The sequence below is a fragment of the Pseudomonas sp. BAV 4579 genome, assembly GCF_009765395.1.
GTDB classification, from domain to species: domain Bacteria; phylum Pseudomonadota; class Gammaproteobacteria; order Pseudomonadales; family Pseudomonadaceae; genus Chryseomonas; species Chryseomonas aestiva.
This window is the reverse complement of the sequence record NZ_WHOV01000095.1, coordinates 21522-35506: the sequence shown is the minus strand read 5'-3', so window position 1 is coordinate 35506 and position 13985 is coordinate 21522. Positions and strand designations below refer to the sequence as shown.

Annotated in this window: 13 protein-coding genes; 6 read left to right on the top strand and 7 right to left on the bottom strand. The window is 68.5% G+C overall.

Features of this window, described 5'->3' with window-relative positions:
• Positions 1 to 56: 56 nt before the first annotated feature.
• On the bottom strand, positions 57 to 815 hold the full coding sequence (locus GSQ95_RS18270) for a ParA family protein (RefSeq protein ID WP_133862059.1): 759 nt from the start codon (positions 813 to 815) through the stop codon (positions 57 to 59).
• A gap of 231 nt (positions 816 to 1046) precedes the next feature.
• On the opposite strand from GSQ95_RS18270, the gene GSQ95_RS18265 reads away from it, so the two are divergent.
• Entirely contained in the window at positions 1047 to 1841 is a 795-nt protein-coding gene (locus GSQ95_RS18265) for an OBAP family protein (RefSeq protein ID WP_158890608.1), read from the top strand.
• Positions 1842 to 1850: 9 nt separating this feature from the next.
• On the opposite strand, the gene GSQ95_RS18260 is transcribed toward GSQ95_RS18265, so the two are convergent.
• Positions 1851 to 2912, bottom strand: a complete 1062-nt coding sequence (locus GSQ95_RS18260; protein ID WP_158890610.1) for a serine endopeptidase — start codon at positions 2910 to 2912, stop codon at positions 1851 to 1853.
• A 54-nt stretch (positions 2913 to 2966) separates the two neighbouring features.
• A complete protein-coding gene (locus GSQ95_RS18255; protein WP_158890612.1) occupies positions 2967 to 3812 on the bottom strand; it encodes an EamA family transporter in 846 nt (281 codons plus the stop codon).
• A gap of 127 nt (positions 3813 to 3939) precedes the next feature.
• On the opposite strand from GSQ95_RS18255, the gene GSQ95_RS18250 reads away from it, so the two are divergent.
• Both GSQ95_RS18250 and GSQ95_RS18245 read left to right on the top strand, forming a co-directional pair.
• On the top strand, positions 3940 to 4629 hold the full coding sequence (locus GSQ95_RS18250; protein WP_158890614.1) for a YoaK family protein: 690 nt from the start codon (positions 3940 to 3942) through the stop codon (positions 4627 to 4629).
• Positions 4626 to 6257, top strand: coding sequence for a hybrid sensor histidine kinase/response regulator (locus GSQ95_RS18245; RefSeq protein WP_158890616.1), 1632 nt, complete (start codon positions 4626 to 4628; stop codon positions 6255 to 6257). The genes GSQ95_RS18250 and GSQ95_RS18245 overlap by 4 nt, the downstream gene beginning before the upstream one ends.
• Here the strand turns inward: GSQ95_RS18245 and GSQ95_RS18240 are convergent.
• Together GSQ95_RS18240 and GSQ95_RS18235 are read right to left on the bottom strand one after the other, a co-directional pair.
• Complete coding sequence (locus GSQ95_RS18240) at positions 6250 to 6891, bottom strand: response regulator transcription factor (RefSeq protein ID WP_158890618.1); 642 nt, start codon at positions 6889 to 6891, stop codon at positions 6250 to 6252. The two genes, GSQ95_RS18245 and GSQ95_RS18240, sit on opposite strands and share 8 nt — an antisense overlap.
• Before the next feature lie 193 nt (positions 6892 to 7084).
• A complete protein-coding gene (locus tag GSQ95_RS18235) occupies positions 7085 to 8413 on the bottom strand; it encodes a NorM family multidrug efflux MATE transporter (protein ID WP_178118375.1) in 1329 nt (442 codons plus the stop codon).
• A 108-nt stretch (positions 8414 to 8521) separates the two neighbouring features.
• Between GSQ95_RS18235 and GSQ95_RS18230 the strand changes: the two genes are divergently transcribed.
• From GSQ95_RS18230 to GSQ95_RS18220, 3 genes are all read left to right on the top strand, one after another.
• Positions 8522 to 9451, top strand: a complete 930-nt coding sequence (locus GSQ95_RS18230) for a LysR substrate-binding domain-containing protein (protein WP_158890620.1) — start codon at positions 8522 to 8524, stop codon at positions 9449 to 9451.
• Between the two features lie 161 nt (positions 9452 to 9612).
• Positions 9613 to 11583 (top strand): methyl-accepting chemotaxis protein, encoded by a 1971-nt coding sequence (locus GSQ95_RS18225; RefSeq protein ID WP_158890622.1) that lies wholly within the window; start codon positions 9613 to 9615, stop codon positions 11581 to 11583.
• Positions 11584 to 11711: 128 nt separating this feature from the next.
• A complete protein-coding gene (locus tag GSQ95_RS18220; RefSeq protein WP_017639578.1) occupies positions 11712 to 11903 on the top strand; it encodes a hypothetical protein in 192 nt (63 codons plus the stop codon).
• Here the strand turns inward: GSQ95_RS18220 and GSQ95_RS18215 are convergent.
• Complete coding sequence (locus GSQ95_RS18215; protein WP_158890624.1) at positions 11900 to 13390, bottom strand: YifB family Mg chelatase-like AAA ATPase; 1491 nt, start codon at positions 13388 to 13390, stop codon at positions 11900 to 11902. The two genes, GSQ95_RS18220 and GSQ95_RS18215, sit on opposite strands and share 4 nt — an antisense overlap.
• 63 nt (positions 13391 to 13453) lie before the next feature.
• Positions 13454 to 13753, bottom strand: a complete 300-nt coding sequence (locus GSQ95_RS18210) for an accessory factor UbiK family protein (RefSeq protein WP_027597470.1) — start codon at positions 13751 to 13753, stop codon at positions 13454 to 13456.
• Between the last annotated feature and the right edge of the window lie 232 nt (positions 13754 to 13985).

Genomic DNA, 13985 nt, shown 5'->3' with positions numbered 1-13985 from the left:
CCCAGGGTGCCGCACCGCGTCGCCGCCGTCTTGAACGTTCTTGCGCTGTGGCGCCCTCAGCCTTCCAGCAGGGCGAACAGCTCCAGATACTGCCGGGTCAGCTTGTGGCCTGGGTCGAGATGGATCAGCGGACGATGCTGCTGGTGGGATTCGCGCATCTTCACCGAAGACATCAGCGGCGCCGCCAGCACCGGCAGGTCGCGCGCCTGGAGTTCCTCGATCAGCTGGCGCGGGGTGCTGGCCTGGGCGTGGTACTGGTTGATGATGATGCCCTCGACCGTGAGCTTCTCGTTGTAGTCCTCGCGGATCTCCTCCAGCTCCTCGATCAGGTCGTACAGCGCCTGCTGGGCGAAGACATCGCAGTCGAAGGGGATCAGGCAGCGGTCGGCGGCGATCAGCGCCGAGATGCTGTAGAAGTTCAGCGCCGGCGGGGTATCCAGGTAGATGCGGTCATAGTCTTCGCCGAGCTTGTCGAGGTACTTGGCGAGCTTCTGGATCTTGTACTTGGCTTCGAGCTTGAACTGCAGCTCGCTTAGCTCGCCGGAGGCGGCGATCAGGTCCAGATTCGGCCAGGCGGTGGCGTGGATGTTGGCCTGGGCCTTCTTGCCGCCACTCAGGGTCTGCTTGAAGAAGTCGGCGATGCCGTGGGGCAGGTCGTCGCCCACCTGACCGGTGAGGTACTGGCTGGAGTTGGCCTGGGGATCGAGGTCCACCAGCAGGGTGCGATAGCCCTCGTGGGCGCTGATGGCCGCCAGGTTGCAGGCGATGCTGGACTTGCCGACACCGCCCTTCTTGTTGAAGACCACGCGGCGCAGGGCATGACCAGAGGGAGAGCTGTGTGCGTTCATTGAGTCGTCCCGACAGAGAGAAGAGGCCAGAGGTGCAAAGGTGTGGCTGTGGCGTTTCGCTTATACCGAAAGGCCAGGCGCGGACGATGACGAATTTATGGCCGTTGCATGACATTCATATGACGAGCCTAGCGCAGCGGTGGAACCTTGGCGTCTGCCCGGCCTTCGAACTCGGCAAGCTCCCGTCGAGAATCCGCCATGAATGCCCGCCAACTCCCTGCCTTGATGCTGCTCGCCTGCGCCCTGCTGACCCAGGCCGCCAACGACACCCGGTCGCCGGTCCCGGTGCCGGGAGCCCCCGCTCAGACCGATACCCGGGTGCTCGAAGCCGGCGCCGACGTGCTGCAGCGCAAGCCGCCCATCGCCGCCCTCAACACCTATCTGGACGGCTTCCATTTCTACAACGGCCACCCCGCTAGCCAGATGGAAGCTCACCACTATTGCAGCGTCCTGGGCGAAGAGATGTTCCAGTGCGTGATCTACGACGGCAATGTCGCCGATGCCAAGCTGATGGGCGTCGAGTACATCATCAGCGAACGGCTGTTCAAGACCCTGCCCGCGGCCGAGCAGGCGCTCTGGCACAGCCATGTGCACGAGGTGAAATCGGGTCAGCTGGTCGCGCCCGGCGTGCCCCAGGTGGCCGAGCACCGGCTGATGGACAAGCTGGTGCATACCTACGGCAAGACCTGGCACACCTGGCATACCGATCAGGACCTGCAGCTGCCGCTGGGCGTGCCCCAGCTGATGATGGGCTTCACCGCCGATGGCCAGCTCGATCCCAAGCTGCTCGCCGAGCGTGACCGCCGCCTGGGTGTCTCCTCCACCGAGACCAAGGCCGCCCGCGCCGATCTGCCCACGCCCACGGTCGTCCCCGGCGCCGATGCCTGGCAGCAGGGCAGGGTCATCCAGCTGCAGGACCCCACCGGCCAGCTGCACAAGCACGCCGGCGAGCACACCGAGAAAGGCGTCAACGCCAGTTCGAACAAGCCCTGAGGCCCGCCATCAGGGCGCGCCCGCCAGACGCTCGGGCCCACGCGCTGCCGTCCCACAGGCATGGCAGAAGTGCGCGAAGGCACTCTTGCGGGTCTGGCAGGCGCCGCAGTGGTCGTGCAGGCCGATGCCGCAATGGGGGCAGAAGTCGATCCCCGGGTCCTTGAGGTCCACCGGTCGCTCGCAACCCGGACAGACGCCCTTGGCCAGCCGCGCCAGGGCGGTGTCGTAGTGCAGCTCTTCGCGTCTGACGGTGTCCGGCTGGGCTTCCTTGAGCGCCAGACGGGCGCGATAGTCCTGCAGGGCACGGATGGCGTAGCGTCCACCCAGTACGGTCAGCAGGATACCAACCAGATAGCGCACATAGCCGCCATAGCTGGGTAGATAGGGCACCAGCTCGACGAAGAAGGCGAACAGCGCGAAGAAGATGAAGCCCCAGACGAAGGGCCACCAGGTGCTCTTGCGTTGGCGGACGAACAGCCAGGCTGCCACCGCCAGCAGGGGCAGGGTCAGCGCCAGGCGATAGAGGAAGACCCGCAGCTCGGCCTGCTGGCGCGCCTCCAGCCAGGCCGACTGCGCCGACTCACCGAGGGTGGCCAGGCTGCGCTGCGCATCGTCGGCGCGCTGCTCGGCATCCAGCAGCGCCTGCTGCTGGCGTTCCACCTCCTGCTCCGCCACCCGCTCGCCGGCCTTGAGTTCGTCCAGGGCGCGGCTGCGGGCGATCAGTTCGGCATCCTGCTCGGGGCGCTGGGTGGTCTGGCGGGTCGCCAGCCAGTTGTCGAAGGTTTCACGATTGGCCTGGTAGCTGCTCGCGGCCGCGGTCTGCCGCAGTTGCGCCTGTTCCAGAGCGTCGCTGGCCTGACGACTGGCCAGCTGGGCCTGGCGCTGGTCTTCCCGGGCCGCGGCGGTGGCGGCGGGGTCCATGAAGTCTTCCAGACGCTGCTGCTGCTCCACCTGGGGCAGATCGCCGACCAGGGTGCCGCCCAGGCCGATGAGAAAGCCGGCGAATACCAGCGCCAGCAGCCAGAGGCCGCGGTTGAACCATTTTTCCGAGAGTCGCAGCGATTTGCCCATGGGTCCGTCCTGGTCGAAAGAAGGCTCAGCTTAGCCGCTCCCGCGGCGCTCCGTTCAGGCCAGCTTGATCGCCACCACCCCGGCGACGATGGCCAGGCCGGCGCAGATGCGGCCCAGCGGCAGGCTTTCATGCAGCCAGAAGACCCCAATCAGCAGGGCGAACAGCACGCTGGTCTCGCGCAGCGCCGAGACCAGGCCGATGGGCGCCTGGGTGGTGGCGACGATTACCAGGCTGTAGGCCAGCATCGACATGACCCCGCCCGCCAGCCCGGCGCGCCAGTGCGGACCGAGCCCGGCGAAGGCCGCGGCGCCGCGGCTCAGCCGCAGGACCAGCGCCGCCACCACGCCGTTGACCGCGAACAGCCAGAGGGCATAGGCCACGGCATTGCCACTGGCGCGGGCGCCGAGGGCATCGGCCAGGGTGTAGGCGGCGATGAAGCTGCCGGTGGTGAAGGCGCAGACCAGCAGCGCCAGGCTGGGTGGCGTGCCGCGCCGAGCGCCGAGCAGCGCCATCAGGGCGAGCCCGGTCACCAGCAGGCCGAGGCCGAGCAGGGCGGGTGGCGAAAGCCTTTCGCCGAGGGCGAGAAAGGCCACCAGGCTGACCAGCAACGGCGCGCTGCCGCGAGAGAGGGGATAGACCTGGCCGAGATCGCCATAGCGATAGGCGCGGGCGAGAAAGACGTTGTAGCCGATGTGCAGCAGGGCGGAGAGGGCGATCCAGGGCCAGGCCGCGGCGGGCGGCAAGGCGACGAAGGGCAGCGCCAGCAGGGCGGCAAGGCCGGCGCCGATCTGGATCAGACTGGCAGTGAGAAAGCGATCGAGGCCGATCTTGAGCAGGGCGTTCCAGCCGGCGTGCAACAGGGCGGCGAGCAATACCAGGGCGAACAGGGGCGTGGTCACGAGGCCTCCGGCCAGGCGGGTCCATCAGTCTAGCCCAGGGCGCCTTCTGGGGCGCTGCCCTTGGCGTCGGGCCGCCGTACGCCGCACACTGATGGCCGTCTCTTTTCGCTCAGCCAGGATGGCTGCCATGCCTACTGCTTCCTCACTTCCATCGACCGCTTTGCCGGTAACACCACGGCATGGCGCGGTCGGCCTGGCGCTGGTCGCCGGTCTGTCGCTGCTGGCCGGCATGACCGATGCCATCGGCTTTCTCGCCACCGGCGACTTCGTTTCCTTCATGAGCGGCAATACCACCCGTATGGCTGCCGATGTGGCGGCAGGCCGCTGGGCTGCCGCGGGGCACCTGGCGCTGGCCATCGGCACCTTCGTGCTGGGCAATGCCGGCGGTGTGCTGTTGCAGCGGCTGACCCGCCAGCGCGCCTGCCTGCTGCTCGGCCTGCTGGCCCTGCTGCTGGCGCTGGCGGCCAGCCTGCCCCTGGGCCACCTGGCGCTGCTGACCGGGGTGTTCGCCATGGGCATGGTCAATGCGGTGGTGGAGCAGGTCTATGGCCTGCCCATCGGCCTCACCTATGTCACCGGCGCCCTGTCGCGTTTCGGACGCGGCCTGGGTCACTGGCTGCTGGGCGAACGCCGCCGCGGCTGGCGCATCCAGCTGGTGCCCTGGCTGGGCATGCTGCTCGGCGGGGTGCTCGGTGCTGCGCTGGAGGCGGGACTGGGCCTGGCGGCCTGGTACGCCAGCGCGGCCCTGGCCGCCATCCTGGCGGTGATCTTTCGCCTGATCCCGCGAGCCTGGCAACGGGGTTATCTGGCGTCATGAGCGCCGCGACCCAGACCCTGGGCGTCAGCCCCCGCGATCCCGAACTCGGTCAGGCCAAGGTGCGCCTGGCCTTCATCCTGCCCGCCTCGGCCTACATCATCGGCGCCTGGGCCTGGGGGCTGTTCGACACGTCCATCCTGCTGGCCAACCTGCTGTGCTACGCCCTGTTCGCCGTGGCGGCCGTCGGCCTGTTCCTCGAGATCCGCCGGCGACCGGGAGTGAGGCCCTGGCGGCGCCTGCTGGCCATGAGCCTGGACTTCAGCGCCATCACCTTTTCCTCCATCACCAGCGGCGAGGCCCTGCTGCCACTGTTCGGCGTGCTGCTCTGGGTCACGGTGGGCAACGGCCTGCGCTATGGGCGCGGCTACCTGCTGCTGGCCACCGGGCTATCGCTGACCGCCCTGACCGCCATCATCGCCGGGATGCTCTTCCTGCAGCGCTATCCCACGGTGGCCCTGATGATGCTGGTGACCGCGCTGCTGGTGCCCGGGTACGTGTATTTTCTGCTGACCCGCATCCAGGATTCGCTGCACGAGACCCAGGCGGCCAACCTGGCCAAGGCGCGCTTCCTGGCCCAGGCCAGCCACGACCTGCGCCAGCCGATCCATTCCATCGGCCTGTTCACCGCCTGCCTGCGCGATGGCCAGCTGAGCGCCGATCAGGAGCGGCTGGTCGACAACATCGACCGCTCGCTGCTCGGCGTCGAGCAGCTGTTCCGTTCGCTGCTGGACATCTACACCCTCGATCAGAAGCAGGTCAGTCCGCGGCGCACGGTGGTCGATCTGGATACCCTGTTCGGCGATCTGGTGCGGCAGAACGCCGAGGCGGCGCGCTGGGCCGGGGTGGATATCCGCTGGCGCGCCTGTGGCCTGCAGGTCTACAGCGACCCGGCGCTGCTGCTCACCTCGCTGCAGAATCTGCTGTCCAACGCCCTCAAGTACGCGCCCGGCAAGCCCCTGCTGCTGGCGGTGCGCCGCCAGCAGGGCCGGCTCGCCCTGGTGGTCTACGACCAGGGGCCGGGCATCGCCGCCGAGCACCTGCCGCACCTGTTCGAGGAATTCTATCGGGTGCGCGAGACGCGCGATCGCGATATCGAGGGCGTCGGCCTGGGGCTGTCCATCGTGCAACGCATCGCCACCCTGCTCGAGTTGCGGCTGACCATCCGTTCGTACCCCGGCCGCGGTACCGCGGTCGCGCTCCAGGACCTGCCGCTGGCCACCCTGCCGCTGGAGGCGCGCCCACGGCCGGTGAGCGGCCCCCAGCACCTGCTCGCCGGCTGGCGGATCCTGCTCATCGAAGACGACGCCAACGTGCTGCTGGCCACCGCGACCCTGTTGCGCAGCTGGGGCTGCGAGGTCACCACTGCCACCAGCATCCCCTCCGGCGCCGTGAGTTGCGACTTGGTGATCACCGATTTCGATCTGGATCGCAGCGCCTCGGGTGCCGATTGCATCGCCTATCTCAATCGGCTGCAGGGTCGGCGCATCCCGGCCATCGTGGTGACCGGCCATGACATTCCCCAGGTCCAGCAGGCGCTGGGCGACGCCGAGATCCCGGTGCTGGCCAAGCCGGTGCGACCGGCGGAATTGCGCGCCCTGCTACTGGCTTTTCGCGTCGCGGCTAGCTGAGTGAGCGCTGGGCGCCGAGGCCGGCTTTGGCGCCGAAGGCGGCCGCCGCTGCGCGGCTGCTGACGCCCAGGGTGCGCAGCAGGGCGGAGACATGGATGCGCACGGTAAAGGGCGAGATGACCAGGATCCGGGCGATCTCCTTGTTGCTCAGGCCCTGGGTGATCAGGCCGAGCACCTCCAGTTGCCGCGGCGTCAGCGCCTGCACCCGGTTATCAGGCGTCAGGTTGACCGGGGCCAGGCTCGGCATGGCATAGCGCACCACAGGTTGTCCGGCAAGGCAGTCGGCGATCGCCTCGGCCATGGCCGCCGGCGGTAGCGCCTTGCCGATGAAGCCGTCCACGCCCGCCGCCAGGATATGTTCGATCACCGTGGCGTCTTCCAGCATCGAGACCACGATCAGGGTGCTGCGCTTGAATTCCTGGCGCAGGGCGCGCAGCGAAAAGCTCAGGTCCTGGCCAGGATAGAGCAGGTCCAGCAGCAGCCCGCTTGGCGGCTCGCCCTGGCGCGCCAGTTCCAGGACCTGTTGCAGGCTGTCGGCCTGATCCACCCGCGCCTGAGGCTGCAGCTGGCGCAGGATGCGCACCAGGCCTTCACGAAACAGCGGATGGTCGTCGGCGACGATGAAACGTTGCATCTCTGGCTATCCTGGGGCCCGGAACACCGGTCGCAACGCCGGGTTGGCCCAAAGCCTTTAGTCTAGCGCAGCGGTCAGAAGTGGACCACTTGGTAAAACGCTTGCGCCGCCGCGGCGCTCAGCCGTTTTGCGCCAGGCCGCGCCGCGCGGCCAGCGGCTCCGGCGCAGCCTCCGCAGCGCCCGCGCCCAGCTGCTACCGCATCAGCCACTCGAAGGCACCGGTCAGCAGCAGCGCCGCACAGGCCAGTCCGAATGCCAGGCCCCACCATACGCCCTGGGGGCCAATACCCAGCTGCAGGCCCAGCAGCCAGGCACCACTGGCGCCGATCAGGCAGTAGCAGAGCAATCCGCCGTAGAAGCCCAGACGTGCCTGGCGGATACCCCGCAGCGCACCCTGGGCGATGCTCTGGGTACCATCGAAGAGGACGAACACCGCCGCGATCAGCACCAGCTGGCGTGCCAGTTCCGCCACCGGGCTCTGCGCATCCGCCAGGAACAGCCTTACCAGCCAGCCGGGAAAGCTCCAGAACAGCAGGGCGATGCCCAGCATCACCAGGGCGCCGCCGCCAATAGCCAGTCGCCCCACCAGCAGGGCCTCGCGCGGCCGCCCGGCGCCCTGGTGCTGGCCGATGCGGATGCTGGTGGCGTAGGAGAGGCCGGCGGGCAACATGAACACCAGGTACACCAGCTGATTGGCGATCTGATGGGCCGCCAGGGCGGTGGCGCCCAGGGCGCCCATGCACAGCGCCGCCGACAGGAACAGGCAGGCTTCCACCGCGTAGGTGCCACTGATCGCCAGGCCCTGGCCGAGGGTATCGATCAGGGCACGACGATCCGGACGGTGCAGATAGCGACGCAGAGGATAGGCGGCGTAGGACGGATGGCGGGCGATATACAACGCCAGGCCCAGGGCCGCGCCATTCATCACCACCGCCGTCACCGCGCCGATGCCTGGCAGCCCGGGTTGCGGCAGGCCGCCCCAGCCGTGCAGCAGCGCCAGGTTGAAGAGGGCATTGAGCAGCGCCGCGCCGAGCACGATGGTCAGCACCGGTCCGGGGCGGTCCAGAGCACTGGTGAAGCCGCGCAGGGTCATGAACAGCAGATGGCCGGGCAGGGCGAAGGCCAGGCAGCGCAGGAAGATGCCGGCCGCCTGACGACTTTCTTCCGGCTGGCCGGCCAGGGCCAGCAGCGGTTCGATATGCCACAGCAGGGTGCCGGCCAGCAGCGCCAGCACCCCGGCGATCCAGATCCCGGCCGCGGTGACTGCTGCCACCCCTGCGGTATCCCCCGCACCCCGGCGCAAGGCCGCCAGATTGGCCACCGCGGTGATCACGCCCACGCAGATTACCGAGACGAAGGAGTAGACCGCCGCTCCCAGGCCGCCACCGGCCAGGGCTGCCGGGCCCAGGCGGCCCATCATCAGGGTGTCGGTAAAGACCATGGCCACATAGGCCAGCTGCGCACCGATCAGGGGCAGGGCGAGACGCAACAGCGCGAGCAGTTCGTGACGCGGCAGGGACATGGATGAATCTCGCTGAGCAGGTGGCCGATGTTTGACAAGAACTCATTGTTGGATGCAGGCGCGCCGCCCACAATCGGAAAATAGCCATGCCATCCATGAGTCAGAGTCATGCCCGACGTCTCCTCGCGGCTGCCGCCGCTGTATGCCCTGCGCGCCTTCGAGGCCGCCGCTCGCCATGGCTCCTTCACCCGCGCGGCCCAGGAGTTGTCACTGACCCAGAGTGCGGTCAGTCGCCATGTACGGACGCTGGAAGAGACCTTTGGCTGCCGCCTGTTCGAGCGCGCCGGGCGTCAGCTGGCGCTGACCGAGCCCGGCAAGCTGCTCTTGCCGGGGCTGAGCGAGGGCTTCGAGGCCCTGGCGCGGGCCTGTGGCAATCTCGCCGTGGCCGAGGGCACCCTGAGACTCAAGGCGCCCACCACCCTGTCGCTGCGCTGGCTGCTGGCGCGTCTGGCGCGCTTTCGCCAGCTCAGTCCGCAACTGGACATCCAGCTCACCAGTGTCTGGATGGCCAGCGACCGGGTCGACTTCGTCCATGAGCCCTTCGACTGTGCGGTGCTGCTTGGCGACGGCCGCTTCCCGGCGGACTGGGAGGTGGTGCCGCTGTTCGAGGAGTGGCTGGTGCCGGTCTGCTCGCCGGCTGCCGCCCGCGAGGGCGTCTGGGACCTGGCGCGGCTGCAAGGGGAAGAGCTGCTGCATCCTACCTTCGACCGCCGCGACTGGCGCCGCTGGCTGCAGGCCATGGGCCTGATCCAGGCGGTGCCCCTGAGTGGTGGCCAGGTGTTCGACACCCTGGAGCTGGGCATGGCCGCGGCGGCGCGTGGCTACGGGGTTTCCATCGGCGATCTGGTGATGCTCGCCGAAGACGTGGCGGCCGGGCTCATCGCCTTGCCCTGGCCCGAGGCGGTGGCCAGCGGCGATGCCTATTACCTGGTCTGGCCACGCAATCGCCGGGGGCAGGCGCGCCTGCGCCAGCTGGCTGACTTCCTGCAGCGGGAAGTGGCGTCCCAGAGCCTTCCCGAGGTCGTTCGCCATAAATAAGGCGCCAGACTGCTGTCATTCGCTTTAGTTCATCGTACCTCTGCCGATAAAATAAAAGTTAACCGCTAAGAAGACCGCCCTAGAGCGGTCGGTCCCTGATACCGCCCCTTGCCCTCAAATTCGTACTGCCCTACAGGGATGTAGGCGCTTTGGAGCCCCCTATGGTCATTTCCCCGCGTCGTAGTATCGCCCGACAACTTGCCTTGGCCCTCAGTCTGGTACTGATTGTCGTGATCGCCGGCAGCTGTCTGTTCGCCCTGCATGCCTTGAGCGTGTCCATCGAAGGCACCCAGCGCAAGCACCTGGGCAGCGAGGCCCGGCTGCTCGCCGATCAGCAGCAGACCTTTCTCAGCACCCTGAAGATCAGTACCCAGCGGCTGGCCAACCTGTTCGAGCGCCGCTTCGATGGCGGCCTGAGCCTGGCCGGCGAGCGCCTGCCCCTGGGCAGCGCCACGGCCCCCGCCCTGCTGTTCGCCGGTCAGGCACTGAACAGCGACTTCAGCCAGGTCGACGACTTCACCCGGCTGACCGGTGGCGTCGCCACCATCTTCGTCCGCGATGGCGACGACTTTACCCGGATCACCACCTCGCTGAAGAAGCAGGACGGCAGCCGCGCCATCGGTACCCAGCTCGATCGCAAGCACCCGGCCTATTCCGGATTGCTGCAGGGTCAGAACTACGTCGGGCGCGCCCAGCTGTTCGGACGCTCCTACATGACCCAGTACACCCCGGTCCGCGACGGCGCCGGCAAGGTCATCGCCGTGCTCTTCGTCGGCTTCGATTACACCGACGCCCAGGCCCAGCAACTGGCCCAGCTGACCCAGCTGCGCATCGGCGAAACCGGCTCCCTGGCCCTGCTCGACGAGCAGGGCAACTGGCTGGTGCCGCCGGCCAATGCGAAAAAGAATGACGAACTGCTCGCCGCGCTCAAGAGCGATCCCCAGCAGCGCGAGCACAGCTGGCAGGACGGCAATGAAGACTTCCTCAGCGTCAGCGCGCCGGTCGCCGGCGAAGGCTGGACCGTGGTCGCCACCCTGCCCAAGGCCGAGCTGGACGCCCCGGTGCACGCCGTCGGCCTGCGCCTGGCCATCGGCAGCCTGATCGCTCTGGTGCTGGCGGTGGTCGCCTCGGTCGTGCTGCTGCGACACAAGCTGAGGCCGCTGGGCCAACTGGTGGAGCGGGCCCAGGCCCTGGGTCGCGGGCAGCTCAGCGTGCGCGTCGAGGCGCGTAGCCAGGACGAGATCGGCGAACTCGCCCAGAGCTTCAACCAGATGGCCGATGCCCTGGCCTCCACCGTCGAGCAGGTCCGTGGCTCTTCGCGCGCGGTCACCGAGCGGTCCCAGCAACTGAGCCAGCTCTCCGACCAGACCCTGAGACGCTCCGCCGAGCAGTCCAGCCAGATCGACAGCATGGCTAGCGCCGTGGAGGAATTCAGCGCCACCGCCCAGAACATCGCCGACGGCATGCAGCGCACCGAGCGCCTGGTGCAGGAAAACGCCCAGCAGACTCGCACCGGGACCCAGGCCATGCAGGGCGCCTCGGGCGCCCTGGAACAGATCGCCGATTCCCTGGCCAGCACCGCCGAACTCATCAAGGGCCTGGACGGCCGCTCCCAGCAGATTGGCGGCATCATCGGCGTCATCAGCGGGATCGCCGAACAGACCAACCTGCTGGCGCTCAACGCGGCCATCGAAGCGGCCCGGGCCGGCGAGCAGGGCCGCGGCTTCGCCGTGGTCGCCGACGAAGTCCGGCAACTGGCCGGTCGCACCAGCGAGGCCACCCGCGAGATCTCGCAGATGATCGGCGCGGTGCAGGGCGAGACTCAGCGTGCCATGGGCGCCATCGACGAAGGCAATCGCCTGATGGAGCAGGGTCTGGCGCGCAACGCCGACGTGGCCCAGGCACTGCGCAGCATCGACCAGCAGGTCGCCGAGGCGGTGGAGCAATTCTCCGGCATCGCCCAGGCCACCGCCGAGCAGAGCACCACCGCCACCGCCCTGAGTCGCAACATCCAGGCGATCGCCGTGGACAACGCCGCCCAGCGCGATGCCGCCGAGGTGCTGGCCGGTACCGCTGGCGAGCTGCGTCATCTGGCGGAAGACCTGAGTGCCGAGGTCGGTCGGTTCAGCTGACCGGCGCGTTCCGGCAGCAGCGAAAGGGAGGCTCAGGCCTCCCTTTTTCATTCCTGCGCACCTTGGCCCTTGCCTGGCTGCAATACTCTGACTACTGTATGCAAATACAGTATAAGAGGAGGGGTGTCATGGGCGTATCCAACGAGGCGGTGCAGGCCGTCGAACGCATGCTGACCACGCTGCGGGCGGAGCGGGACGATTATCGCGAGCTGGCCCACCAGTGGCGGGCCATGTGCTTCGAGCTGGCCCAGGAAAACCAGGCGCTGCGAGATCGCCTGCAGGAGCCGCCGCGACACTACGGCCCGCCTGCCGGCGTCTAGTGACTCGCCCGATACTGCAGCGCTTCCGCCAGCTGCGGCCGCTGGATCTCGGCCTGGCCGGCGAGATCGGCCAGGGTGCGGGCTACCTTGATCACCCGGTGCAGGGCGCGCAGGGACAGATTCAGGCGTTCGCCCGCGCCTTCCAGCCAGCGCTGATCGGCCTCGCTCAGGGCGCAGACCTGGTGCAGTTGATCCAGGCCGAGCAGGGCGTTGGGTTGCCCCGGGCGCGCCAGCTGGAGGGCCCGGGCTTCGGCCACCTGGCGCGCGGCCTCCGCCGTGGTGAGTTCACTGGCCGCTGAGGCGCCCAGCCGCAGGTGCTCGCGGGCTACCGTCAGGTGCAGGTCGATACGGTCCAGCAGCGGACCGGACAGCTTGCCGCGATAGCGCTGGATCTGCTCCGGGCTGCAGCGACAGCGGCCGCTGGGATCACCCAGGTAGCCGCAGGGACAGGGATTCATCGCCGCCACCAGCTGGAAGCGGGCCGGAAAGCGCACCCGTTCCCGCGCCCGGGCGATGACGATTTCGCCGCTCTCCAGGGGCTCGCGCAGCACCTCCAGCACCTTGCGATCGAATTCCGGCAACTCGTCGAGAAACAGCACGCCGCGGTGGGCCAGGGTGATCTCGCCTGGACCGGGTCGGCTGCCGCCGCCCACCAGCGCCGGCCCGGACGCCGAATGATGCGGCTGGCGAAAGGGTCGCTGCGGCCAGTGTTCCAGCGGCTCGGGGCCGGCCACCGAATGGATGGCGGCCACCTGCAGCGCCTCTTCTTCGTCCAGCGGTGGCAGCAGTCCCGGCAGGCGGCTGGCGAGCAGGGTCTTGCCGGTTCCCGGCGGACCGGCCAGCAGGAGGTTGTGGGCACCCGCCGCGGCCACCACCAGGGCGCGCTTGGCCGCCTGCTGGCCCTGGACCTCGGCGAGATCGGGATAGGGCAACGGGGTGCGCAGCAGGCCGCTGGGCTGGTAGGGGGCCAGCACGGCCTGGCCACTCAGGTGACCGGCGAATTCCAGCAGGTGATCGACCGCCAGCACCCTGAGGCCACTGGCCAGGCAGGCTTCCTCGGCATTGGCGCGGGGTACCACCAGGATGCGGCCGGCGGCTCGGGCCGCCAGCGCTGCAGGCAGCACGCCGCGCACCGGCCGTACCGCGCCCGACAGGGCCAGCTCACCCAGGCATTCATAGCCGTCGAGGCCCGGCGTCGGTAGCTGTCCGCTGGCGGCGAGGATGCCGATGGCCAGGGCGAGGTCGAAGCGGCCGCCGTCCTTAGGCAGGTCGGCGGGCGCGAGATTGAGGGTGATGCGGCGACTGGGGAATTCGAAGCCGGCATTGAGGATGGCGCTGCGCACCCGATCCTTGGCTTCGCGGACGGCGGTTTCCGGCAGGCCGACCAGGGTGAGGGCGGGCAGGCCATTGGCCAGGTGCGCCTCGACCAATACCGGCGGCGCTTCCACACCCACCTGGGCGCGGGTATGAACGAGGGCAAGCGACATGATCTCTCCTTGATCGTGATTCGCCGGACTCAGGGCTGCACCATCCTGGCGCGCCCTTGGGGATCAATCGGCGGGCGCGACGTCCGTGGCCGGAGTGACCGGCGGCTTGACCTCGGCGGTCTGCGGCTTTTCCAGCTCGGTCAGGCGTGCCTCGAGGGCCTCCAGGCGCGCACGGGTGCGGGCCAGCACGGCCATCTGGGCGTCGAATTCGTCACGGCTGACCACATCGAGCTTGCTCAGGGCGCCCTGCAGCAGTGCCTTGAACTGACTTTCGATCTCGGCCTTGGGCAGCGGCGAGTCCTGACCGAACAGCCGGCTGGCCTGCTGAGTCAGGGAATCGAACAGCGAACGGGTGGTAGACATGGTTTATCCCCTGCAATGGATCACGGCCCGAGTGTAGCACAGCGGGTGTGCCGCCCCCGGTCGCGCCTCTGCACCGCTTTGGTGCCAGTCCCGGGCCAGAGCTGTTCGCTGTTGGTGCAAAGTCTTGCCCGCAGGACTGGGCGTTGCCCCTTCAGGAGGCGCGCCAGGCGGGCTGGCGCTCGAAATCCGTACGCCTTCACAAACCTGGCAAGCTTTCTGCTACTGCCGATGC

Bases quoted from the DNA above. Each gene is read 5' to 3' on its own strand.
- GSQ95_RS18225 (WP_158890622.1), top strand. From the start codon at position 9,613: ATGGTCATTTCCCCGCGTCGTAGTATCGCCCGACAACTTGCCTTGGCC.
- GSQ95_RS18230 (WP_158890620.1), top strand. From the start codon at position 8,522: ATGCCCGACGTCTCCTCGCGGCTGCCGCCGCTGTATGCCCTGCGCGCC.
- GSQ95_RS18250 (WP_158890614.1), top strand. From the start codon at position 3,940: ATGCCTACTGCTTCCTCACTTCCATCGACCGCTTTGCCGGTAACACCA.
- GSQ95_RS18215 (WP_158890624.1), bottom strand. From the start codon at position 13,390: ATGTCGCTTGCCCTCGTTCATACCCGCGCCCAGGTGGGTGTGGAAGCG.
- GSQ95_RS18260 (WP_158890610.1), bottom strand. From the start codon at position 2,912: ATGGGCAAATCGCTGCGACTCTCGGAAAAATGGTTCAACCGCGGCCTC.
- GSQ95_RS18245 (WP_158890616.1), top strand. From the start codon at position 4,626: ATGAGCGCCGCGACCCAGACCCTGGGCGTCAGCCCCCGCGATCCCGAA.
- GSQ95_RS18265 (WP_158890608.1), top strand. From the start codon at position 1,047: ATGAATGCCCGCCAACTCCCTGCCTTGATGCTGCTCGCCTGCGCCCTG.
- GSQ95_RS18210 (WP_027597470.1), bottom strand. From the start codon at position 13,753: ATGTCTACCACCCGTTCGCTGTTCGATTCCCTGACTCAGCAGGCCAGC.
- GSQ95_RS18235 (WP_178118375.1), bottom strand. From the start codon at position 8,413: ATGTCCCTGCCGCGTCACGAACTGCTCGCGCTGTTGCGTCTCGCCCTG.
- GSQ95_RS18240 (WP_158890618.1), bottom strand. From the start codon at position 6,891: ATGCAACGTTTCATCGTCGCCGACGACCATCCGCTGTTTCGTGAAGGC.
- GSQ95_RS18220 (WP_017639578.1), top strand. From the start codon at position 11,712: ATGGGCGTATCCAACGAGGCGGTGCAGGCCGTCGAACGCATGCTGACC.